This is a genomic window from Pseudomonas sp. TWR1-1-4 (assembly GCF_049897165.1).
In the GTDB taxonomy this organism is placed as follows: Bacteria; Pseudomonadota; Gammaproteobacteria; order Pseudomonadales; family Pseudomonadaceae; genus Aquipseudomonas; species Aquipseudomonas canadensis.
In genome coordinates this window covers 83,051-106,609 of record NZ_JAFCVS010000006.1, presented here as the reverse complement: position 1 = coordinate 106,609, position 23,559 = coordinate 83,051, and the positions used below count along the sequence as shown (strand labels likewise).

The following is a 23,559-nucleotide window of genomic DNA, read 5'->3' as shown; positions in this document are numbered from 1 at the left end:
GCCGGGCGCTAAAAATACTTTGCCGCCGTGCCTATATATGTGGGAACTAAGTGCGCGGTAATTACTTGTTTTTCAGCAGGCAAAATTCAATGTAACTTCAACTGGATTGTGTTGTTTTCAGCCATTTTTTAATCTTTTTTTTTGTTTGGGGCTCACTGACACTGGCAAGTGAATTTACTGCATAGGATATGCAAGATGAGCCAGCTAACGAGTAGTTCCACCGTTGATGTATTGTACTCAGCTGTCGCGGGGCAGCCGAACGTCTACCGTGATTATCTGCTGAGCAAGTTGCCGACGCCGATAAAAGACGCTCCGCCCTCGGTATTGATATCGATCATCAACACGCAACCGAGTTTTCCTGAGTGGTACATCAATGCGCGGCGCATGAATCAAGAATATCTTGACGACTTGATTGATAGACGCTGGCGACTCCAGGGCCCGCTGCAAACAACGCTGGAAAACTTGCAGCAGGACATCAATGCCTTTGCCGAGCCGTTGCTCGTTGCCGCACTGAAAGACGAATTACAACTGGAACTGGACGTCAATACGACCGTGATTCGGTTATACATCCCGGCCCCTCTGTTTCCCGGCATCGATAACAATGCCAGCCGGATGCGGCAATCTTCATTACTGGAAGCGGCACTGCACAACTTTGAGCAGCCGGAAACGTTGGCAGGTGCGTTTCGCGATGGTTCCGGCATCTTCACCCTCGACAGCACCAACGCGTTGCAGCGCCATGAGTTGACCGTAGAAAAATTTGCGACCTTGTGCCGCAAGCTCGATCTAGGGGCGCAATATCAAACGCATATAAAGGCCTTGTTGATGCCCGAGCAGGCAGCCGCTATGTCGGCCGTCGCCAAACAAGAAATGGATATTGAAAAAGCCGCCTTCAAAGAATCGTCTTTCATTGCCTATTTGAAGAACGACGTTTCTTCAGGGAGTTGGGCAAAACTGTTGCAGATCCACCAAGGTAATCAGGGCGTGCTATTGGGTAATCGCCCTTTGCATTGCCATCGGCTCTCGCTGATGGGTTTTAACGTCTCGGGAGTTGTATTGTTCAGCGCCGTTGCGGACCCTTCCGAAGTCAAACGGCTTTATGACAGCTTGGTGCCGCAGCACCAGCGAACGCTGATGGAGTGGTCGCGACGCCTGACCCTGTTGCCAGGACAGGAATTTGACCAATTCAAGTTGTTGAAGGCGTTCTTCGCCAATGGGCCCAAGGGCTTGGTCGAAGCCATGATGAAACGCAATGATCTTTACGAGCAGAGCCGTCTGGACGGCACATTGCTGGTTTATGTACCCGATGATCCTGATCACCCCATCAAAGAGTATGACTCCCTCGCGGACTTCATGAAGGTATTGCTGGGCCAACTGCGTTCGCCGAGTTACCAGGAGTTTTTTAGTCGATTTATTGCGCACAAAGACAAGGGCCGGTTCTTTGCCCGCGTGCGTGAGCGCCTCACGACCTATACCTGGACTGCCCGTGGCCCATTGGACATGGGCCCCTGGTGGCGCGAAACCGCCGTCGAAAACCCCAACGCCGAACCTATCACCAACGTCATCCCCGGCGATTTGTGGCCGCGAATGGGTCGCTGGCGCAGGGAAAAGGCGATAGCGGACGCACGGCAGATCGCGGTGCTGACTGACGATGAAGACGCTGCCACGCGCTGGAACCGGCTGACCACCTACCTGAATATCGGTTGGAATGTGTTCAATTTCGGCGCCATGCTCGTGCCTGGCCTGGCCGGACCGCTGCTGGCAGTCATGGTGGGGCAAATGCTCCTCGAAACCATGGAGGGTATAGAGGAGTGGAGCAAGGGCGACAAGGAAGAAGCGGCGGCCCATCTGGTCGGGGTGATGATCAATGCGGCGCAGTTGGCGCTGATGATGGCGGGGCATGTCCTGCCGGGTGGTACCGCCACGCCGGTCAGGCCATCCTCGCTCATCGACAACCTGAAACCGGTTCAACTGCCCGATGGCAGCATGCGCCTGTGGAACAAGAACCTGGCCCCCTACGCCCATGACATTGCCTTGGCCACCGATGCGAAGCCCAATGAGCAGGGCCTGTTTCGGCACAGCAACAAAGACATCCTCAAACATGACGGCCAGCATTTCGAGGTTCGCGATGATCCGCGCACAGGCCAGTCATGCATGCCGCATCCGAGTCGACCGAAAGCGTATCAGCCCAAACTCGAACACAACGGTGCCGGCGGCTGGAAGACTGAACTTGAGCGTCCGCTCGAGTGGGACAAGCCTACTCTCATGCGCCGACTTGGACCCATGGCGGAAGGTCTTTCCGATGCGACGCTGGAGCAAGTTCGTGTGGCTAGCGGTGTAGGCGAGGACGAGTTGCGCAGGCTGCATGTGGTCAACCAGCCACCGCCTGCCGTGTTGCTCGACACCCTGGGACGCTTCAAAGCGTGGGCCGAGGTAGGCAACTTGCCGGAGCAGATCAAACTCGATCAGGTGCCGCAGGCCTTTATTGAGCAGATGCCACACTTGCTGCTGGAGCTGCCGGGATGGCCCGAGCACATCGGCATCGAGCTATTTGAAGGCGCCGAACATTGGGGCACCTCGATAAAGTTTGGTGACGTCGACGCATCGCCAGCGAACACTTTGAAGATTACCCGCGCCGAAATACGCGCAGGAAAACTGCCTGAGTTTGCGGTGAAGTTTATGAGCGAAGCCGACATTCGGGCCATGTTTGGACAGGGCATTTCCCGAGAGCAACCCCTGCGCATCAATGCCTTGAAAAACAAGTTGGCCGAGCAGGCGAAGCTGCAAAGCGACTCCTTGTTTAATGTGCTCAACCGTGCGGGACGGCAAACCGGCTCGCCGCAGGCAGTGGTGTTGCAGGATGCATTCAGCGGGCTTTCCACGGCCGCTGCCGAGGCGTTGTTGGCTGACGTCGCGGCTGAGGATTTGCCGAAGATTACCGACTCTGCACACATCCCGCTGGCGTTGCAGGAACGGGCGCGAGTTGCCGCGCTGACGTCTCGAGTTGCACGCGCCTATGAAGGGTTGTTTTTCGATGTGGCCTACGGTGCAGACACCGAGCGACTGGCGTTGCATTCTCTACAGGCGTTACCCGAGTGGCCGGAAAATGTACGGATTGAAATCCGTGGATCTTCGTTTGACGGACCTTTGAACAACAGCCTCGGCCCGGTTGATGCTGACATTTGCCGGGTGCTCGTCAGCGAAAATGGAAAGTACGAAGCCCGTGACGCCAACGACTTGCACCTCTATGGGCCCGACGATCTCTATGGCTCCATATTGCATGCCCTCCCCGACGCCGAGCGAGATGCGTTGGGCTATCAGATCAACCAGGGGGCCACGCTCAAACAGGCCGTTCTACAAGACCCCTTGCCACGAGACAGGTTCACTGCCTTGCTGGCGGATAATCCGGTGCGCAAGCCGCACTATGACCCGCTGACTATGCGCGTGCGAGGCGGCATGCGCGGAGTTTCTCAGGGGCTGGGTCAAGTCACCGGGCAACTGACGCCCCAAGTGCGAGTGCGCGTCGTGCGCCCCGGATGGTCAGAGGCTGAAGCCGAGGCCTATCTGCAGGCAGGCGGAAGTGATGCCGATATCGAGCAAAGGGCGAGCGCGCTGGAAGCGGAGTTCAATAGGCTCAACGCGAACTTTCAACGCTGGTTAAGCTCGCCGACCGAAGCGTTCCGCTACTCGCCAGCCGGGGTTGCGGAATGGCAGTCGCGCAATGCGCTATACAAGGCTGTGCGGGAGTGCTGGCAGCACAGCGGTCTGCGCGACGTGGATTCGTTCGGCAACCTGCAGGGCTCGGTGCTGGATTTACACAATGTTCCGCTAGGACGGCACCTGAACACCATGCCTACTCTGGAAGGCAATTTCGATCACGTCACCCGGCTGGATTTGAGCAGCACCGAATTGTCCAATATACACATTTCGTTCCTCGATCATTTCCCTCGTTTGCGCTCGCTGAGCGCCAACGACAATTTGCTCACGCGCATTCCGAATGCACTCGGGCGCATGCGTGCCTTGACCGACTTGAACCTGCGCGGTAACCAGATTGTGATGGACGCGCGAGGCATCGCCGACCTGGCAGTGCTCACACGGCTCAATACACTGGACCTGGTGGGTAACCCATTGAGAACCCCTCCAGATGTAAGCAGGATGAGCCTGTTGCATACGCTTCTGTTGGCGGACACACGCATTCGAAGCTGGCCGAGTGGCCTGTTCGCGCAACCGCGGTTGCGGCATTTTTACCTGGATCTGCAGCAAAACCTGCTCACCGATATTCCTGCAGTACCCCGTGGTTCGGTCCAGGCGGAAATACTGGCGCGAACCGTGGTGAGCCGTGATCCGGAATTTCTTTCAGCAGACAATTTGCAGACGTTGCGCGATTACATCGAGTCCGTCGGCCTTGACCCCGATCGCCCTTATCCGCCGCGTGGCGTGCGCGATAGCCTCTACTGGGAAGAGGGCATGTCTCGATCCGAGTGGGTCATCCGGCAGAAGGTCTGGAACAGCGTCGAGGACGAGACCGGATCGGTTCAGTTTTTCAACGAGATCCGCAAACTGACCCAATCGTCCCATTACGTCAATGACACGCTTTACCGGGTCGACCTGACTGCCAAGGTGTGGCGAATGCTCGACGCCATGGCCGAGAACACGGAGTTGCGCTTGAAGTTGTTCACCATGGCTGAACCCGGCACTTCGTGTGTCGATGCCGGTGCGCAGTTGTTCAACGCCATGGGCATGGAGGTGCTGATTCATGAGGCGTATGAGTTGGGCAATCCCGGCCTGGTGGAAACCGAGCTGGCCACGCTGGCACGGGGTAAGGGGCGGCTGGACGAATTGACCAGGATCGCCCACAAGACGGTCGCCGAGCGCCTGGAGCAGGGTGAGGAGTTCACGCGAGTCGGTGCTGACGGCGAGGTCCAGGGAACCATCGACGAAGTTGAGGTGCATATGGCGTTCATGACCGATCTGGCAGAACGGCTGGACTTGCCCTGGCAGTTTCGCAAGATGCAATTCAGAAGGATTGCCGGGGTTGATAAGGCAATGATCGATGCTGCCTATCAACGCGTGATGGACCTTGAGGCTGGGGATTTACTGGATGACGTGCTCCTCGATCAACCGTTCTGGACATCCTACGTTGAAGGCTCCAATCGCAGCACGTTCAAAGGTTTCAGGCGCCGGCTGGACCTCACTACCGAGTTCTATATGGCGCTGGAGGAGCGCGCGCGAGGCACCGAGCTTTCCCTCGAGCAAAAGGAACAGTTGAAGATTGAAATCAGGGTGCTGGGTTCTGAATTGAGAAAACCGGAGAGTGCGTATGCCCCGGGTACCGTCATGACCGATGACGAGTATGTTGCCGAGGTGAAAGTGATTGAGGATGAGATGAAAGCAACGCTCAAGACGATCACTGGCCAGGCGATTGATCGGGCGAAATTGCGACGGGTGGAAATCCCTTTCACCGTTGAACCCGTCAGTTGATGGCGGTTGAGCGCAGGCACCGGGTATACCCGGTGCCTGCGCGCCAATAGAAGCATCAGAACAGGAAGTAACGTTGAGCCATCGGCAACACCTCGGCTGGCTCGCACCACAGTAAAACGCCGTCAGCCTTGACCTGATAGGTCTGTGGATCGACTTCGATATCCGGCAGGTAATCGTTGTGGATCAAGTCGGTTTTCTGCACGTTACGACACCCCTTGACCACAGCGATCTGCTTTTTCAAACCCAGGGCCTCGGGCAATCCGGCGTCCTGGGCGGCCTGGCTGATAAAGGTCAGGCTGGTGGCGTGCAGCGAGCTGCCGAAGCTGGCGAACATCGGGCGATAGTGCACCGGTTGCGGCGTCGGGATCGAGGCGTTGGCGTCGCCCATCAGGCTTGAGGCAATCGCGCCGCCCTTGAGGATCAGGGTCGGTTTGATGCCGAAAAACGCCGGGCGCCAGAGCACCAGGTCGGCCCATTTGCCGACTTCGATGGAGCCGACAATATGGCTGACCCCGTGGGTGATCGCCGGGTTGATGGTGTACTTGGCGATGTAGCGTTTGGCGCGGAAGTTGTCGTTGCCCGGGCCGTCACCCTTCAGCGGGCCGCGCTGCTTTTTCATCTTGTCGGCGGTCTGCCAGGTGCGCGTGATCACCTCGCCGACGCGGCCCATGGCCTGGCTGTCGGAGCTGATCATCGAGAACGCGCCGAGGTCGTGCAGGATGTCTTCGGCGGCGATGGTCTCGCGGCGGATGCGGCTTTCGGCGAAGGCCACGTCTTCGGCAATGCTCGGATCGAGGTGATGGCAGACCATCAGCATGTCGAGGTGTTCGTCGATGGTGTTGCGGGTGAACGGCCGCGTCGGGTTGGTCGAACTTGGCAGCACGTTGGCAAAACCGCAGGCCTTGATGATGTCCGGCGCGTGGCCGCCACCAGCCCCTTCGGTGTGATAGGTGTGGATGGTGCGGCCCTTGAGCGCGGCGAGGGTGGTTTCGACGAAGCCCGATTCGTTGAGGGTGTCGCTGTGGATCGCCACCTGTACGTCGTATTCATCGGCGACGCTCAGGCAGTTGTCGATACTCGCCGGGGTGGTGCCCCAATCTTCATGCAGCTTCAAACCGATGGCGCCAGCCTTGACCTGCTCTATCAACGGCTCCGGCAGACTGGCGTTGCCTTTGCCGGTGAAGCCGATGTTCATCGGGAACGAATCGCTGGCCTGGAGCATGCGTGCCAGGTGCCACGGGCCGGAGGTACAGGTGGTGGCGTTGGTGCCGGTCGCAGGTCCCGTACCGCCGCCGATCATGGTGGTGACGCCGCTGGTCAGCGCCTCTTCGATTTGCTGCGGGCAGATGAAGTGCACGTGGCTGTCGATGCCACCGGCGGTGAGGATCATGCCTTCGCCCGCGATCACTTCGGTGCTGGCGCCGATGGCCATGGTCACACCGGGCTGGATGTCCGGGTTGCCCGCTTTGCCGATGGCGTGGATGCGGCCGTTCTTCAGACCGACGTCGGCTTTGACGATGCCCCAGTGGTCGATGATCAGCGCATTGGTGATCAGCGTGTCGACCACGTCATGGGCGAGCAACTGGCTTTGGCCCTGGCCATCACGGATGACTTTACCGCCGCCGAATTTGACTTCTTCGCCGTAGACCGTGAAGTCCTGTTCGACCTCGACAAACAGTTCGGTGTCGGCCAGGCGGACCTTGTCACCGACGGTGGGGCCGTACATGTCGGCGTAGGCTTGGCGGCTGATTTTCATGTGGTTGCCCTGATAAATATGTGTTGAATGTGAATCCGCTTTCGCGAGCAAGCCCGCTCCCACAATTTGAAATGCATACTAAGTGTGGGAGCGGGCTTGCTCGCGAAGAGGGCCTAAAGATCACCCATAACTCGACCTGCAAACCCAAATACCCGTCTCCCACCGCTCAAGTCGACCAACTCGATTTCACGACTCTGCCCCGGCTCAAACCGCACCGCCGTGCCCGCCGGAATATTCAGGCGCATGCCACGGCTTGCAGCGCGATCAAACGTCAGCGCGTCATTGGTCTCGAAAAAATGGTAATGCGAGCCCACCTGGATCGGCCGGTCGCCGCTGTTGGCCACGCTGAGGATGACAGTACGGCGGCCGACGTTCAGTTCGATGTCGCCAGGCTGGATCTGATATTCACCAGGAATCATGCAGGTTGCCCCAGGGTCTTGAAGTAGATGGCGGTCGGGCTGTAGCGCCCGTCCGGGCTTTGGCAGTAGTCAGGCAATTCGCCGATCTTGGTGTAGCGCAGCGACTGGTAGAAGGCTTCGGCGGGTGAGCCGGCTTCGGTGTCCAGGTACAACAGGCCGCGCTTGTGCTGGCGGGCGGCGAGTTCCAGGGTGTTCATCAATTGCTGGCCGAGGCCATGGCGTCGTGCGCTGCTGTGCACCAGCAGCTTCTGCACTTCGGCGCGGTTGAGGCCGTTGGCTTTTTGGCACAGTGCTAACTGCACACTGGCGATCACTTGTTCATCACGCACCACCACCCATAGCAGCAGGCTGGCGTCTTCGATGCTGGCCTGTACGCCGCGCAGATACTCGCGGGCCTGGGCCTCGTCGAAGTCGGCCATGAAACCAACAGAGGCGCCATGCTTGACCGCGTCCAGCAACAGCTCGATCAAGCCCAGACGGTAATGGGCAAAACTTTCCGCATTGACTCGACGCAGTTGCGCGGCGTTCATCGACGTCACTCCTTGGGCGGTTCGGCGCCCGGGTTCAAGGTCAGTTGCATAAAGGTCAGGTCCAGCCAGCGGCCAAACTTGATGCCCACTTGGGGCATTTGCCCGGTGGTGATGAAGCCTTGGCGTTCATGCAAGCGGATCGAGGCCTGGTTGCCACTTTCGATGGCCGCGACCATGACGTGTTTGCCACAGCCACGTGCGCGTTCGATCAGGGCTTCCATCAGGCGTGGGCCCACGCCTTTGCCGCGCTGGTCGCTGCGCACGTACACCGAGTGCTCCACGCTGTAGCGGAAGCCTTCGAACGGGCGCCAATCGCCAAACGAGGCGTAGCCGGTGACTTCACCGTTTTCCACCGAGACGAGTATCGGATAGCCCTGGGCATGCCGCGCACTGAACCAGGCCTGGCGGTTGCCCAGGTCCACCGGTTGTTCGTTCCAGATCGCCGTGGTGTTCAGCACCGCGTCGTTGTAGATATCGCGGATCGCCGGCAAATCGTTTTGGGTTGCGTCACGAATCATTATCAGACCTCACGCAATCGGTTGGTGCACGGTGACCAGCTTGGTGCCGTCGGGGAAGGTGGCTTCCACCTGGATATCCGGGATCATTTCCGGGATTCCTTCCATCACTTGTTCGCGGCTGAGCAGGGTGGTGCCGAAGTGCATCAGGTCGGCCACGGTGCGGCCATCGCGAGCGCCTTCCATCAAGGCGGCGGAGATGTAGGCGATGGTTTCCGGGTAGTTGAGCTTCACCCCGCGTGCGAGGCGGCGTTCGGCCACAAGGCCTGCGGTGAAGATCAGCAGTTTGTCTTTTTCCCGTGGGGTCAGGTCCATGGTTCAAGTGCTCCAGATTCGGGGGGGGACGGCTTCACGGCCCAGTACTGCGGGGCGTAACAGGCGCCATAAATCGATCAGCCAAGCGCGAGCATGCAGCGCCTCGCTGGCCAGGCAGCGGGCGACCAGCATGCCCGGCAATTGGGTCAGGTCGCCGCGCACCGCGTGGGGCAGGGCGCGGCAGGTTTCGAGTAATTCAGTGTCGATATCGCCCGTCAGCAGCAACGTGGCAAACACCGGTTGCCCGTCCAGGCCGATGGGCGAATCGAGCAAACCATCGGCGCCCACAATGCGCTGGCGCTCATGCCAGAGCAACTGGCCGTCGCGGCGGATATCCAGGTGCGATTGAAAATGGCCCAGGTCGAAGCGCTCGCCGCTGGCGGGGCGACCTAGAGCGACCACGTCCCAGTAGAACAACCGCGCATCACCCTGCAGATCGATACGCGTAGTGAGTTCGGCCTGGGCCGCGCTGAACACGATGGTTTCCTGGGGCAGCCATTCCAGCGTGGCGCCGGCTTCTACTGTCAGGTCGAGCTGTTGAAAAGCCGGCCCGCTGGCGCGATACCACTTGGCGGCGCCGGGGCTGGTCAGTTGCGCCCAGGCACCGGCGCCGACGTGGGCGCTGATGTCCAGGCGATCACCGCCGGCAATGCCTCCGGGCGGGTGCACGATGATGTGCTGGCACACCTCGGGGCCTTCGGCGTACAGGTGTTTTTGCACGCGCAATGGGCCGAGGTGGCGACGCATCACCGGCCGCGTGGTGTCGCCGAAGCGCGCATAGCCGAGTTCCAGCTCGGCGTGCCAGCTGGGGGTGAACAGGGTAGGAGTAACGGGCAGGTTCATGGCAGAGTGTTTATCGTTAGGAGGCTACAGATTAGATGGTTACCAAGCCGCGCACACCTTCGCTTTCCATATTTTCACCACGGCCCTGCTGCACGATTTCACCACGGGACATCACCAGGTATTGGTCGGCCAGCTCGGCGGCAAAGTCGTAAAACTGCTCTACCAGCAGGATCGCCATGTCGCCACGCTCCGCCAGCTTCTTGATCACTGCACCGATCTCCTTGATCACCGACGGCTGGATGCCTTCGGTGGGTTCATCGAGGATCAGCAGTCGCGGTCGACTGGCCAGCGCGCGGCCGATCGCAAGCTGTTGCTGCTGCCCGCCGGACAGGTCACCGCCACGCCGGTGCTTCATCTGCAGCAACACCGGGAACAGCTCGTAGATGAACTCGGGCACTTCCTTGGCTTGCGAACCGGGGAAGCGCGAGAGCCCCATCAGCAGGTTTTCTTCCACCGTCAGCCGCCCGAAAATCTCCCGGCCCTGTGGCACGTAGGCAATGCCGGCATGCACACGCTGGTGCGGCTTGAACCCGGTGATGGTTTTGCCTTCCCAATTCACTGCGCCTTCTTTGGCTGGAAGCAAACCCATCAGGCATTTGAGCAAGGTAGTCTTGCCCACGCCGTTACGTCCGAGCAGGCAGGTGACTTCGCCGATCTTCACGTCAAACGACAGCCCGCGCAGGATGTGGCTACCGCCGTAGTACTGGTGCAACTTGTCGACTTGCAGCATGTTCAGCTCTCCTCAGCGACCGAGATAGACTTCGATCACCCGCTCATTTTCCTGCACCTGTTCCAGCGACCCTTCGGCCAGCACGCTGCCCTGGTGCAACACGGTGACGTGGTCGGCAATCGCGCCGACAAACCCCATGTCGTGTTCCACCACCATCAGCGAGTGCTTGCCCGCCAGGCGCTTGAACAGCTCGGCGGTGAATTCGGTTTCGGCGTCGGTCATGCCCGCCACTGGTTCATCCAGCAGCAACAATTGCGGGTCCTGCATCAGCAGCATGCCGATTTCCAGGAACTGCTTCTGACCGTGGGACAGCAACCCGGCCTGACGCTCTGCTGAGGCTGTCAGGCGGATGGTGTCGAGCACTTCGTCGATACGGTCTTTCTGCTCGCCACTCAAGCGTGCGCGCAGGCTGGCCCACACGGACTTGTCGGTCTTCTGCGCCAGCTCCAGGTTCTCGAACACGCTCAGGGCTTCGAACACCGTGGGTTTCTGGAACTTGCGGCCGATGCCGGCCTGGGCGATCTGCACTTCGCTCAGGCGGGTCAGGTCCAGGTTTTCACCAAACCAGGCGGTGCCGTGGCTGGGCCGGGTCTTGCCGGTAATCACGTCCATCAGCGTGGTCTTGCCCGCGCCGTTGGGGCCGATGATGCAGCGCAGTTCACCGACGCCGATATAGAGGTTGAGGTTGTTGAGCGCCTTGAAGCCATCAAAGCTGACGCTGATATCTTCCAGGGTCAGGATGGTGCCATGGCGCGTGTTCAGGCCCTTGCCGGCCACTTGGCCGAGGCCGATGGCATCGCGTCCGGCGCCTGCATCGAAAATAGGTTCAAGCATGACGTTCCTCATTTCTTCAGCAGGCCGATGACGCCCTTGGGCAGGTACAGGGTGACGATGATGAACAGCGCGCCGAGAAAGAACAGCCAGTATTCCGGAAAGGCCACGGTGAACCAGCTCTTCATGCCATTGACCACGCCAGCGCCGAGCAGCGGGCCGATCAAGGTCCCGCGCCCGCCAAGAGCAACCCACACGGCGGCTTCGATGGAGTTGGTCGGTGACATTTCGCTGGGGTTGATGATGCCCACCTGCGGCACGTACAACGCACCTGCCAAACCACATAGCACCGCGCTCAGTACCCACACGAACAGCTTGAAGCCGCGCGGATCGTAGCCGCAGAACATCAGGCGGTTTTCCGCATCACGCAGGGCGGTCAGCACTCGGCCGAACTTGCTGCGCGCCAGGCGCCAGCCGATGAACAGGCTCGCCATCAACAACAGCACCGTGGCCACAAACAACACCGCCCGTGTGCCTGGCTCGGTAATGCCGAACCCGAGGATGCTGCGGAAATTGGTGAAGCCGTTATTGCCGCCAAAGCCGGTCTCGTTGCGAAAGAACAGCAGCATCCCGGCAAAGGTCAGGGCCTGGGTCATGATCGAGAAATACACGCCCTTGATACGCGAGCGGAAGGCAAAGAAGCCGAACACCAGCGCCAGCAAGCCTGGCGCCAACACCACCAGGCACAGCGCCCAGAGGAAGTGCTGGGTGCCGACCCAATACCAGGGCAATTCGGTCCACGACAGGAAGGTCATGAACGCCGGCAACTCATCGCCGGAGGCCTGGCGCATCAGGTACATGCCCATCGCGTAGCCACCGAGGGCGAAGAACAGGCCGTGGCCGAGGGACAACATCCCGGCGTAGCCCCACACCAGATCCAGCGCCAGGGCGACGATGGCGTAGCAGAGGATCTTGCCCACCAGGGTCAGGGTGTAGGCCGACACATGCAACGGGTTTTCCGGTGACAGCAGTGAACATAATGGCAACGCCAGCAGCAGCGCGAGAATCACCACGCCCACCGCAATCGTCACCTTAGGGCCAGCCTTTTGCGTGGCCGTCAGCATCAATGGTTGGTTCATCAGTCGATCACCCGTCCTTTCAGTGCGAAGAGTCCCTGCGGGCGTTTCTGGATAAACAGAATGATCAGCGCGAGGATCAGGATCTTGCCGAGTACGGCGCCGATCTGCGGTTCCAGGATCTTGTTGGCGATGCCTAGGCCAAAGGCGGCCATGACGCTACCGGCCAACTGGCCTACACCGCCAAGTACGACCACTAGGAAGGAATCGATGATGTAGCTCTGGCCCAGGTCCGGGCCGACGTTGCCGATCTGGCTCAGCGCCACGCCGCCCAACCCGGCGATACCTGAGCCCAGGCCAAACGCGAGCATGTCCACACGCCCGGTGGGCACGCCGCAGCAGGCCGCCATGTTGCGGTTCTGGGTGACGGCACGCACGTTGAGGCCCAAGCGGGTCTTGTTCAGCAGCAGCCAGGTCAGCACCACCACACACAGCGCGAAGGCGATGATCACGATGCGGTTGTACGGCAGCACCAGGTTGGGCAGCACTTGAATGCCACCGGACAACCACTCCGGGTTGGACACTTCGACGTTCTGCGCACCGAACAGCAATCGGACAAGCTGGATCAGCATCAGGCTGATGCCCCAGGTGGCGAGCAACGTTTCCAGTGGCCGACCGTAGAGGTGGCGAATCACCGTGCGCTCAAGGGCCATACCGATGGCGGCGGTGACAAAAAACGCCACGGGCAAGGCGATCAGCGGGTAGAACTCGATGGCTTGCGGCACGTAACGCTGCATCAGCAGTTGCACCACATACGTGGAGTAGGCGCCGAGCATCAGCATCTCGCCGTGGGCCATGTTGATCACGCCGAGAAGGCCGAAGGTGATTGCCAAACCCAGGGCTGCCAGCAGCAAAATCGAACCAAGGGACATACCGCTGAAGGCTTGCCCGAGGATTTCGCCGAGCATCAGCTTGCGTTTGACTTGGGCCAGGCTGGTTTCGGCGGCGGTGTGCACGGCTGCATCGGTCTCGACGCCGGGGGCGAGCAGCGCCTCAAGACGCGTGCGCGCCAGTGGATCACCGGTGCTGCCCAACAGGCGTACGGCGGCAAGACGAACGACGGGGTCGGGGTCGACCAGTTGCAGGTTGGCCAGGGCCAGACTGAGGGCGGTGTGCACGTCCTCGTTGGTCTCGGCGGCGACCTGCTGATCGAGGAATTTCAGTTGCGCCGGTTGTGCGCTTTTTTGCAGGGTCACCGCTGCGGCCAGGCGCACCTTGGGGTCGGCGGCGAGCAGTTGCTGGCTGGCTTGGACGTTGTCGATCAGGCTGCGCAGGCGGTTGTTCAGGCGCACGGTTTTGGTTTCACCGTTGAGCGTGAGTTGGCCTTGTTCAAGGGCGTCCACCAGCTCGATGCGTGCCGGGTCGGGCTGGGTGGCCCAGTCCTGGAGCAGCTTCGCTTGTTGGCTGGGGTTGGCAGCCAGGAAGTCTTCGGCATCGCTGGCGTGTGCCGCCAAGGGCAGCAACAGCAGGGCCATAAGGATGAAGCGGTAAAAGGCAGTGGGCATAACAAAATGTCCTGATCATTCACGGACGGTGTGGGAGCTGGCTTGCCAGCGATGGCGATTTCAAGGACGCCATCGCCGACAAGCCGGCTCCTACAGAGATTTAGTTGCTCTTGACGGCATAGTCCGGCTTCTTGTCATTGCCGGGGATGTACGGGCTCCACGGCTGCGCCCGGATCGGCTCCTGGGTCTGCCAGACCACCGAGAACTGCCCATCGGACTGGATCTCACCAATCATCACCGGCTTGTGCAGGTGGTGGTTGGTCTTGTCCATGGTCAGGGTGAAGCCCGAAGGCGCGGCGAACGTCTGCCCGGCCAGCGCTTCACGCACTTTGTCGACGTCGGTGGACTTGGCTTTTTCCGCCGCCTGCGCCCACATGTGGATGCCGACATAGGTGGCTTCCATCGGATCGTTGGTCACAGCTTTGTCGGCGCCTGGCAGGTTGTGTTTCTTCGCGTAGGCTTTCCAGTCGGCAACGAACTTCTTGTTCACCGGGTTCTCCACCGACTGGAAGTAGTTCCAGGCGGCGAGGTTGCCCACCAGCGGCTTGGTGTCGATGCCGCGCAGTTCTTCTTCACCTACGGAGAACGCCACCACCGGTACGTCGGTGGCTTTCAGGCCTTGGTTGGCCAGTTCTTTGTAGAACGGCACGTTGGAATCGCCGTTCACGGTGGAGATCACCGCGGTCTTGCCGCCGGCCGAGAACTTCTTGATGTTGGCGACGATGGTCTGGTAATCGGCGTGGCCGAACGGGGTGTAGACCTCTTCGATATCTTTATCCGCTACGCCTTTGGCATGCAGGAACGAACGCAGGATCTTGTTGGTGGTGCGCGGGTACACGTAGTCGGTGCCCAGGAGGAAGAAGCGCTTGGCGCTGCCGCCTTCTTCGCTCATCAGGTATTCCACGGCCGGGATCGCCTGCTGGTTCGGCGCCGCACCGGTATAGAACACGTTTGGCGACATCTCTTCGCCTTCGTATTGCACCGGGTAGAACAGCAGGCCGTTGAGTTCTTCGAACACTGGCAACACGGATTTACGCGACACCGAGGTCCAGCAACCGAACACCACCGCGACTTTGTCCTGGGTCAGCAATTGCCGGCCCTTTTCCGCGAACAGCGGCCAGTTCGACGCCGGGTCGACCACCACCGGCTCAAGCATCTTGCCGTTCACACCGCCTTTGGCGTTGATCTCGTCGATGGTCATCAGCGCCATGTCTTTGAGCGAGGTTTCGGAGATCGCCATGGTGCCGGACAACGAGTGCAGGATGCCGACCTTGATGGTCTCGGCGGCCTGGATCGTCCAGGTCATGCCCATGGCGGCAATGGACGCCGAAAGAGTGAAAGCCTTGATCAAGCTGCGACGCTTCATGGTGCGATCTCCGTGAACTCAAAATTGTTATGAGGGGGACAAAGTCGAGGAGGTGATTGCAAGCGCTGTGCCTAGTCGGGAAAGGGCATGAAATAGTCGCTTTGCCGCGTGTTGCGCCCGGGTTGCGCACCATCAAATGGCAGGGCGGGGTGCCAGGTGCATCGCGATGCGCTACAACGGGGCGCAGTCAGCGCTTGGGCATCAGTCCGATGAAAAACACCCCGCCAATCGCCGCCGTGGCCACGCCGATGGGCAGGTGTTCAGGGGCGATCAGCGTGCGCGTAGCCACGTCCAGCCATACCAGGCACAGCCCGGACGCAAGGCTACAGAAGGCCTCTGTGTCGGGCATCTCGCCGGTTTCATGCTGAACCCGAGGCAGATTCACGTTGCGCAAAAAAGCGCGACAGCACCAGGCGATCCAGTGCCCACACTGCAATCAAGGACGCGCCAACAAGAGGAAAAATGATCGCCAGGGCGAGCATGATCACCATCGCGGTTTTCCACTTTGGCAGGTCATGACGCAGCGGCGGAACGCCCAGGCCGCCTTGAGGCCGACGCTTCCACCAGATGACCACGCCGCTGACGGCGCTGAGCAGGATCATCAGGCAGATCAACAGCACGATCAGTTGATTGACCCAACCGAACATCTTGCCTTCGTGCAGCATCACGCCGGTCTCGGTGGCTCGCGCGACCAGGTTGTAATGTTCCCAACGCACATCGGCCAGCACCTTGCCGGTGTATTGGTCCACGTGCAGGGTGGCGTCATTGCGTGGGTCGTTGGCGAACACTGCGACGGTGAATACGCCTTCGGCGGTGGTGGGGAAGGTGATGCTGTAGCCGGGCTCGACGTGGCGTGCGTTGGCCAAGTCGACCACTTGTTGCAAGCGCAAGGTGGGCGCCGCCGGAGCTGAATGCATAGCGCCGTGGTTCATGTGTTCGGCATGGTCGCCTGACACCGGCATCGGCGTGTTTTCGATGGCCCAGGGCACGGTCTGTTGGCTGGCCGTATTGAGCACGCGCGCCTGTTGGTCCGACTGCGGCACGTTGTTCCACATCGCCGCCGGGAAGGTGTTCCACAGGTCGGCATATTGCTTGCCCCAGAAGCCGGTCCAGGTCATGCCGCTCAGCAGCATCACCAGCAACAAGGACGCGCCCCAGAAACCGGTGACCGCATGCATATCGCGCCAAAGCACCCGGCCACGACTGTTGAAACGCGGCCACAGCACACCCGCCGAGGACTTGCCGCGTGGCCACCACAGGTACAGGCCCGACACCACCAGCATCACGCCCCAACCGGCGGCGAGTTCCACCAGGCGATCGCCGACGGTGCCTATCATCAGCTCGCCGTGCAGGGCGCGGGCGATGGCTTGCAGGTTGTATTTCGAGTCCTGCTCACCGAGGACCGTGCCGCGATAGGGGTCGACGAACACGGTTACTTCGCGGCCTCTGTCGTGCATCACGAATTGCGCGCTGCTGGTGCTGTCGGCAGGGGGCAGGTATTTGCTGATCGCGGCGTTGGGGTAGGCGGTTTTGGCGCGTTGCAGTTGCTCGTCGGCGCTCAGGGCGTGCTCGGCGGTTTGGACCTTGAGCAGGTCGCCGTACATCAGTGGGTCGAGTTGGGGTTTGAACAGGTAGATGATGCCGGTCAGGGCCAGTAGCACCATGAACGGGGCGACGAAGAGGCCGGCGTAGAAGTGCCAGCGCCAGGCCAGGTTGTAGAAGGAAATCTTTTGAGTGCTCATCAGGGGCTCCGCAAGGCTTTGAATTTTTTGTGTCAGGTAGGCCGTCATCGGGGGCAAGTCGCACCGCCCCCCGATGCTTTTTAGAAGCTCATATCCACCTTGGTCCACAGGGTGCGACCAGGCTCCTTGATGGCCTGCGGGTCACTGGCCGGGTAGCCGAACCCGGCATTGCCGGCCAGGTTCAAGTGCTCGGCGTAGGCCTTGCCGAACAGGTTGTCGACGCCGGTACTGACCTTGAAGTGCTTGTTGATGCGATACGCCGCGTTCAGCGAGAACACGCCAAAGCCGCCGCTCTTGTCGAAGTCCTTGCCGACCACGTTGCCCTTGTTCTGGTCGATGCGGTTTTGTGCGGCGACCACACGCCACAGCGCGCCTGCGCTCCAGTCATCCTCGCTGTAGGTCAGGCCCAGGCGTGCGTCCAGCGGGGGCATTTGCGGCAGGGCTTTGCCGTCGCTGCTGTTCTTGCCCCAGGCGTAGGCGAGGGTGGCGTCGGCTTTCCAGTTGCTCGCCAGTTTGTACGCTGCGCCCAGTTCGCCGCCCATGATGCGGGCGTCGACGTTGCGGGCCTGGGAGGTGGTGCCCATCATTCCGGGTCGGTAGTCGAACAGGATGAAGTCCTGCACCCGACCGATGTAACCCGAAGCCCAGGCTTCCATGTCTTCGGCTTTGTACTGCGCGCCGAAATCGAGCTGGGTGGTTTTCTCTGGCTTCACGCCGTCGAAGGCATTTACCGAGCCGGCGGCGCCGGTGTTGGGCGAAAACAGCTCCCAGTAGTCGGGGAAACGCTCCGAGTGGCCCAGGCCTGCATAGAGGGTGGTGGGGCTGTCGGCCAGGTCGTGTTCATAGCGCACGAAGCCCGAGGGCAAGGTGTCCGCGCGGGTGTTGTCAGCCGTCGGATTGGGGCGCTTCATCATGCCGGAACCGGTGCTCTGCCGGAAATCCTTGGCCGAGGCGCGGTCCAGGCGCGCGCCAGTGATCAGCCGTTCGCGGTCGGCGGCGTACCAGGTCAGTTCGCCAAACACACCATAGTTGTGGAAGTTGGCGTCCTTGACCCGTGGCAGGTCCTTGTAGGTATCGATGCCCATGCTGCTGCGCTGGCGGTGTTCGTTGGTCTGCGCATCCAGGCCGCTGATCAACTGCACATCGGCCCAGCGCCAGGTGGCCTTGATGCGCGCGCCGAGGGTGCGCCGGTCGACGTTGGATGCCATCGGCCCGGCCATCATGCCGGTGCCCGAGGGCGTGCGCAGGCTGTAGTTGTCCATCACATGGTCGGCGTAGTTGTAGTAGACCTGGGCTTCGACCTTGTCGAGGACTTCGCCAATGTTGGATTTTTCGAAACGCAGCCCCAGGCTTTCGCGCAGGAACTGCGAACCATCCATGCCGCGCCCGGCGTAGCGTGCTTCGCCATCGCCACGGCCGGCAGTGAGTTCCAGCAGGGTGTCGGCGTCGGGGGTGAAACCGACGGCCACGTCGCCGTTCCATTTGTCGTAGCGCGAGGCGACGGTGTCGTTGTTGCCGTCCTTATAGTCATCAGCGTGGGCCTGGTTGCCGATCACCCGCACATAGCCCAGCGGACCCCCGGCGGCGGCATCAATCACTTTGTCGAAACGCCCGTTGGAACCGGCCAGCACGCTAGCGTTGAGCCGCGTACCCAGCTCTCCGAATTGCTCAGGCTCACGCTCGAACAGCACCGTGCCGGCCGACGCGCCAGGACCCCAGAGCACGGTCTGCGGGCCTTTGATTACGGTGAGTTTGTCGTAGGTTTCCGGTGAGATGTACGAGGTGGGCGCATCCATGCGGCCCGGGCAGGCGCCAAGCATCATGCTGCCATTGGTGAGGATATTCAGGCGCGAGCCGAACATGCCGCGCAGTACCAGGTCGCCATTGGTGCCGCCATTGCGCACCAGGGCGAAGCCGGGGATGGTCTTGAGATAATCGCCGCCATCGCTGGCGGGTACCGGTTGGCGCGGGTCTTTCGGGTTGGTGATCACGGTCAGTGGTGAGCTGGGGGCGATTGCGGTAATGACGGTGGGGCTCAATTCATTTTCGTCGGCGTGAGCCATCGGAGCCAGCAGTGCGCCGCACAGAGCGGCGAGCACGGGAGTACATCCCAAACGGGTGTCAGCAGAAAACCTGGACATGACAAATTCCATCAATCAATCGTAAACAACACGGCCAGCAGCCTGCGGCTGTCTGTCTAAAGTCGGCCGGGGTGAAGTAACGCTGTGAAGTGCTTACGAAGCGATGGGCGGCGCGCGGCTGCGGGCGCCGGGGAAAATGCTTTGCCGGGCATGGCCCAGGCGCGTGGCGGGGGTGAGGGCGTTGGCGGGCGGCGGACTGCTCTGGGTGAAGGTTGAAACGCCGCCGGGCAAGGCGGGGCAGCTGTAGAGCAGGTCGCAATAGCCGCACTTGGACCAGAGGGCGTGGTGTTCGTCAGGGGTTTTCTTGTGATGGGAGTCGCCGTGGTCCATCGGCATGTCCATCGACATACCGGCGTGATGGTCCATCGGCATCGCTTGGGAAATCAGCGGACCGATAAAGATCATCAGCATGGCGAACAGGCTGATCCAACCGCCGCGCCTTACGCGGGCGTGTGGGGAGAGCCTGGCGCGAGGGGCGCCCATTACGTGTCAGTCTATTGCGGATGCTTGTGTGCGTGGCCGGCCATCGGCGGTACTTTCTGTACCGACACTTGCACCGCGACCTTGCCGGCTTTTTCGAAGGTCAGGGTCAGCGGGAATTGCTTGCCGTCGGCCAACAGGCCGCGGTCTTTGAGGCCGAGCAGCATCACGTGGTAGGCCATGGGCGCGAAGGTCAGGTCACCCTTGGCCGGTACGGCGACGCTGGGCACTTGCTGCATCTTCATCAGGTCGCCCTGCATGACGTGTTCATGCAGCTCGGCCTTTTCCGCCACTGGCGTTTCGACGCTGAGCAGGCGGTCCGGGGATTCGCCGGTGTTATGAATCACAAAATAGGCAGCGACAGTCGGCGCATTCGGCGGCAACTCCTGGGACCAGGGTTCGCTGACCACTAGGTCACCGGACTTGTAGTCCTCGGCATTGGCAGCACTGAACACCGGCAGCAGCAACGCAGCCAGAAGCAGGGAAGATTTGAGCATGGCAGTTCTCCAGAACGGTTCTAAACGCAGTTCACTTGCGAAGAAAATCAGACCGTTGGAGAGGCGCGGGGGTTGAGGCTTGGCCATTGCTGGCGCGGGGTCGGGCTTTGCAGCCGGGGCGACGGCAAGCTCTGGGAGGTACTGAATTGGGTGAGATACAACTGCGGCACATGCCCCGGCAACGCCACCAACGGCGCCGAGCCCGAGCAACACCAGCAATGCTGCATGGTGGAATGATCGTCCTGCTGCGGCGCCGGAATCTCCAGCTTGCCCAGGCCGATGGTCTTGAGCGTAGCGCCATTGGAGGAGCAGAAACTGCCCCACAGCAACTGCTGCACCGGGTCCTGGGACTGTTGCATCGCGCTGGCCATCGGCATGGCAAAGGCGTTGAACAGCACTGCGAGGCAGGCGATCCAGGCGATTGCAAAGCGTTGACGGGCCATGGCGGACAATCCGTAGGGTTAAACGATCAGGGGGGTATTTAGCCTGATCGTAGGAGATAAGTAAAAACAGGGCATGTGGTTTGGTGTCGCAGTGCTATCAGATAGCGGTGGCGTGGAGCTTGAGGCCCGACGCTTTCATGACTTTCATGATAGTCGCGAATTCGGGATTGCCAGTGGCGGAGAGGGCCTTGTATAGGCTTTCGCGGCCGAGGCCAGCGTCGCGGGCGATTTGGGTCATGCCTTGGGCGCGGGCGATGTTGTTGAGGGCTGAACGAATCAGCAAGCCGTCGCCGGAGTCCTCTTCGAAAGAGGCTTCAAGGTACTCTGCCATGTCCTTGGGAGTCTTGAGGTAGTCCGTGACGTCGAAATCTGTAAATTCAGTCATGGGTTATTCCTTTTTTCAAAGTCTTCTGCAATTTTCTTTGCGTGTTGGATGTCACGCTTCTGGGTTGATTTGTCGCCTCCTATCAACAGTAGGTAAACCACATCGCCCTTGCGCGTGAAGTAAATTCGGTATCCGGGCCCCTAGTGGATGCGCATTTCTGATACGCCGTTTCCTACTGACTCACAGTCTCCAAAATTCCCATATGTTGCGTTGTCTAACCGTGTTATCACACGTGCACGAGCAGCATTACAGCGCAATGAAAATTGACGCGAAACTGCGAGGGGGGAGGTTAGGGCGGGGGCTTTTGGCTGAGCCAGCCAGCAGGTTCGGAATTGTTTTTAGGGGGATTCGGCTTTTATGAGAAGGCCAAATGGTTGGCCATTTAGCGGGTTATTTGAAACAAGAGAAATTGTTCTGCGTTGTGCAGTTGATTGAGCTGGCGAAGGTGCTGGCTGATCGCGTACACGGCACGTCCTCACTGTAGGCGCCGGCTTGCCGGCGATGAGGTCCCTGAGACTTGCGGTGAGCGTGCGGGCCTCATCGCTGGCAAGCCAGCGCTTACAAGGATTGCAGTGTTTGCAGGAGGTCTTGCACGTTGGTGAACTCTCGGTCGACGGTAGCCAGAGCGGGGCGTTTCAATACAAGCACCGGCACGCCTCGCTCTCTTGCCACTTCCAGCTTTGGTTCTGTGGCGGTGCTACCGCTGTTCTTGCTGATCAACACATCAATCCCACGGCGCCTGAACAACGCACGCTCATCCTCAATCAAAAACGGCCCCCGCGCCCCGATCACTTCACACCGCTCATTCCCCGGATACACATCCAGTGCACGTAACGTCCAGAACTGCTCCGGCGGGATCTCATCAAGATGCTGCAACGGCTCGCGCCCCAACGTGAACAGCGGACGCTTGAAGGGTTTAAGCGCTTCAATCAACGCGGCCCAATCACTGACCTCGCGCCAATCATCCCCCGCCTGCGGCTGCCACGCCGGGCGGCGCAACGCCCAACACGGCACACTGCTCAACCGAGCAGCCTCGGCCGCATTGCGGCTGATCTGCGCCGCGTACGGATGGGTCGCGTCGAGAATCAGGCTAATTCCCTCATCCCGAACAAACTGCGCCAAGCCCTCGGGCCCGCCGTAACCGCCCACCCGCACTTGGCATATCAGGTCAGTCGGCACTCGGCCCACACCGGCCAAACTGTAGATATGTTCCGGGCCCAACGTACGGGCAATGGCCAGCGCTTCAGTCACGCCGCCCAACAACAGGATGCGTTTCATAGCGGCTTGACCACTTCCAGCAACGTGATCGGCAGCGCCTGTCGCCACGTATCGAATTCGCCCAGCGGCTGGGCCTGGGCGACATGGATACGCGTCAGTTCGCCGCCATAACGCGCACGCCAGTCCATCAAGGTCATTTCGCTTTGCAGGGTCACAGCATTGGCGACCAGCCGCCCGCCCGGCCGCAGGTGTTGCCAGCAGGTCTCGAGCACGCCGTCGCGGGTGACGCCGCCGCCGATGAAGATGGCGTCCGGTGCCTCCAGGCCGCTTAAAGCCTCGGGCGCTTTGCCGCGAACCAGTTGCAGGCCCGGCACGCCCAGGGCGTCGCGGTTGTGTTCGATCAGGCCTTGGCGACCTTCATCCGCTTCAATCGCCACTGCACGGCAACTCGGATGAGCGCGCATCCATTCAATACCAATGGAGCCACTGCCCGCGCCCACGTCCCACAGCAGTTCGCCGGGCATCGGCGCGAGGCGGGCGAGGGTCATGGCGCGTACATCGCGTTTGGTCAGTTGGCCGTCATGTTTGAAGGCTGAGTCCGGCAGGCCGGCCAGACGTGACAGGCGCACAGCCTGAGGGTCAGACACGCAGTCGATGGCAACCAGATTCAAATCGGCGATTGGCGCGTGCTGCCAATCAACAGCCAGCCCGTCGATGCGCCGCTCATCCGTGCCACCCAAATGTTCAAACACGCTCAAGCGGCTCGGCCCAAACCCGCACGAAGCCAACAAAGCGGCAATCAACGCCGGACTGCGACCGTCATTGCTCAACACCAACAAGCGCACGCCACTGGCCAGATGCGCATTCAGCGCCGCCAGCGGCCGGGCGACCACGGACAGCGTCACCACTTCCTGCAACGGCCAGCCCAACCGCGCTGCCGCCAACGACACCGACGACGGTGCGGGCAAGATCAGCAACTCTTTATCGGCCACCTGCCGTGTCAGACTCGCGCCCACGCCATAGAACATCGGGTCCCCACTGGCCAACACACACACCGGCTCGCCGCGCCGCGCCAGCAGCGGTTCCAGGGAAAACGGGCTCGGCCATAACTCCCGCTCGCCGCGAATACACACCGGCAACAGGTCCAACTGGCGCTGAGCACCTATAATCCGCGTGGCGCGCAACAGGGCATGCCGGGCATTCCTGCCCAGCCCCTTGAAGCCGTCTTCACCGATGCCTACAACCGTCAGCCAGGGCGACATAACAATTCCTTGAACGACATCCGACGG

At 60.6% G+C, this 23,559-nt stretch carries 20 protein-coding genes and 2 pseudogenes; 1 reads left to right on the top strand and 21 read right to left on the bottom strand.

Translation table 11 applies throughout. The annotated features are described in order from the left end of the window. Window positions 1-195 precede the first annotated feature (195 nt). Complete coding sequence (locus tag ACP7C6_RS19790) at window positions 196-5,478, top strand: dermonecrotic toxin domain-containing protein (RefSeq protein ID WP_426109144.1); 5,283 nt, start codon at window positions 196-198, stop codon at window positions 5,476-5,478. 55 nt (window positions 5,479-5,533) lie between these two features. Here the strand turns inward: ACP7C6_RS19790 and ureC are convergent, their stop codons facing one another. From ureC to cbiE, 21 genes and pseudogenes are all read right to left on the bottom strand, one after another. Further along, window positions 5,534-7,234: an urease subunit alpha gene (gene ureC, locus ACP7C6_RS19785; RefSeq protein ID WP_122685868.1), complete on the bottom strand. Its 1,701-nt coding sequence runs from the start codon at window positions 7,232-7,234 to the stop codon at window positions 5,534-5,536. A 113-nt stretch (window positions 7,235-7,347) separates the two neighbouring features. Continuing rightward, window positions 7,348-7,653: an urease subunit beta gene (locus ACP7C6_RS19780; protein WP_028615551.1), complete on the bottom strand. Its 306-nt coding sequence runs from the start codon at window positions 7,651-7,653 to the stop codon at window positions 7,348-7,350. Next, window positions 7,650-8,183, bottom strand: coding sequence for a GNAT family N-acetyltransferase (locus tag ACP7C6_RS19775; protein WP_068935298.1), 534 nt, complete (start codon window positions 8,181-8,183; stop codon window positions 7,650-7,652). The genes ACP7C6_RS19780 and ACP7C6_RS19775 overlap by 4 nt, the downstream gene beginning before the upstream one ends. A 5-nt stretch (window positions 8,184-8,188) precedes the next feature. Further along, window positions 8,189-8,701, bottom strand: coding sequence for a GNAT family N-acetyltransferase (locus tag ACP7C6_RS19770; protein WP_028615553.1), 513 nt, complete (start codon window positions 8,699-8,701; stop codon window positions 8,189-8,191). A gap of 9 nt (window positions 8,702-8,710) precedes the next feature. Beyond that, window positions 8,711-9,013, bottom strand: a complete 303-nt coding sequence (locus ACP7C6_RS19765) for an urease subunit gamma (RefSeq protein WP_010213535.1) — start codon at window positions 9,011-9,013, stop codon at window positions 8,711-8,713. A gap of 3 nt (window positions 9,014-9,016) precedes the next feature. Continuing rightward, entirely contained in the window at window positions 9,017-9,856 is an 840-nt protein-coding gene (locus ACP7C6_RS19760) for an urease accessory protein UreD (protein WP_426109143.1), read from the bottom strand. Between the two features lie 31 nt (window positions 9,857-9,887). Continuing rightward, window positions 9,888-10,586, bottom strand: a complete 699-nt coding sequence (gene urtE, locus ACP7C6_RS19755; protein ID WP_028615555.1) for an urea ABC transporter ATP-binding subunit UrtE — start codon at window positions 10,584-10,586, stop codon at window positions 9,888-9,890. 12 nt (window positions 10,587-10,598) lie between these two features. Further along, window positions 10,599-11,432: an urea ABC transporter ATP-binding protein UrtD gene (urtD, locus tag ACP7C6_RS19750; protein ID WP_163002065.1), complete on the bottom strand. Its 834-nt coding sequence runs from the start codon at window positions 11,430-11,432 to the stop codon at window positions 10,599-10,601. Then, complete coding sequence (urtC, locus tag ACP7C6_RS19745) at window positions 11,429-12,496, bottom strand: urea ABC transporter permease subunit UrtC (protein ID WP_028615557.1); 1,068 nt, start codon at window positions 12,494-12,496, stop codon at window positions 11,429-11,431. The genes urtD and urtC overlap by 4 nt, the downstream gene beginning before the upstream one ends. Beyond that, the gene (urtB, locus tag ACP7C6_RS19740) at window positions 12,496-13,998 is read right to left on the bottom strand and encodes an urea ABC transporter permease subunit UrtB (RefSeq protein WP_028615558.1); all 1,503 of its coding nucleotides are present in this window, start codon (window positions 13,996-13,998) and stop codon (window positions 12,496-12,498) included. Before urtB ends, urtC begins: the two co-directional genes overlap by 1 nt. A gap of 100 nt (window positions 13,999-14,098) precedes the next feature. Further along, on the bottom strand, window positions 14,099-15,364 hold the full coding sequence (gene urtA, locus ACP7C6_RS19735; protein ID WP_028615559.1) for an urea ABC transporter substrate-binding protein: 1,266 nt from the start codon (window positions 15,362-15,364) through the stop codon (window positions 14,099-14,101). A gap of 187 nt (window positions 15,365-15,551) precedes the next feature. Then, window positions 15,552-15,692 (bottom strand): annotated as a pseudogene (locus tag ACP7C6_RS19730) (iron chelate uptake ABC transporter family permease subunit); the annotation flags it as partial. A 31-nt stretch (window positions 15,693-15,723) separates the two neighbouring features. After that, entirely contained in the window at window positions 15,724-17,106 is a 1,383-nt protein-coding gene (locus ACP7C6_RS19725; protein WP_028615560.1) for a PepSY-associated TM helix domain-containing protein, read from the bottom strand. A gap of 80 nt (window positions 17,107-17,186) precedes the next feature. Next, complete coding sequence (locus ACP7C6_RS19720; protein ID WP_426109142.1) at window positions 17,187-19,247, bottom strand: TonB-dependent copper receptor; 2,061 nt, start codon at window positions 19,245-19,247, stop codon at window positions 17,187-17,189. Between the two features lie 93 nt (window positions 19,248-19,340). Continuing rightward, window positions 19,341-19,730: a DUF2946 domain-containing protein gene (locus ACP7C6_RS19715; RefSeq protein ID WP_028615562.1), complete on the bottom strand. Its 390-nt coding sequence runs from the start codon at window positions 19,728-19,730 to the stop codon at window positions 19,341-19,343. Window positions 19,731-19,741: 11 nt separating this feature from the next. Beyond that, window positions 19,742-20,224 carry a copper chaperone PCu(A)C gene (locus ACP7C6_RS19710; protein ID WP_028615563.1) on the bottom strand — a complete coding sequence of 161 codons (483 nt, stop codon included), beginning with the start codon at window positions 20,222-20,224 and terminating at the stop codon, window positions 19,742-19,744. Between the two features lie 47 nt (window positions 20,225-20,271). Continuing rightward, the gene (locus ACP7C6_RS19705; RefSeq protein ID WP_028615564.1) at window positions 20,272-20,667 is read right to left on the bottom strand and encodes a DUF2946 domain-containing protein; all 396 of its coding nucleotides are present in this window, start codon (window positions 20,665-20,667) and stop codon (window positions 20,272-20,274) included. Window positions 20,668-20,764: 97 nt separating this feature from the next. Beyond that, window positions 20,765-21,052, bottom strand: coding sequence for an addiction module antidote protein (locus tag ACP7C6_RS19700; protein ID WP_426109141.1), 288 nt, complete (start codon window positions 21,050-21,052; stop codon window positions 20,765-20,767). Next, window positions 21,049-21,309: pseudogene (locus tag ACP7C6_RS19695) on the bottom strand (type II toxin-antitoxin system RelE/ParE family toxin). The gene ACP7C6_RS19700 and the pseudogene ACP7C6_RS19695 overlap by 4 nt, the downstream one beginning before the upstream one ends. A gap of 301 nt (window positions 21,310-21,610) precedes the next feature. Beyond that, window positions 21,611-22,330, bottom strand: coding sequence for a cobalt-precorrin-6A reductase (locus tag ACP7C6_RS19690; RefSeq protein ID WP_126569607.1), 720 nt, complete (start codon window positions 22,328-22,330; stop codon window positions 21,611-21,613). After that, complete coding sequence (gene cbiE / locus ACP7C6_RS19685) at window positions 22,327-23,532, bottom strand: precorrin-6y C5,15-methyltransferase (decarboxylating) subunit CbiE (RefSeq protein WP_426109140.1); 1,206 nt, start codon at window positions 23,530-23,532, stop codon at window positions 22,327-22,329. Before cbiE ends, ACP7C6_RS19690 begins: the two co-directional genes overlap by 4 nt. Window positions 23,533-23,559: the final 27 nt, after the last annotated feature.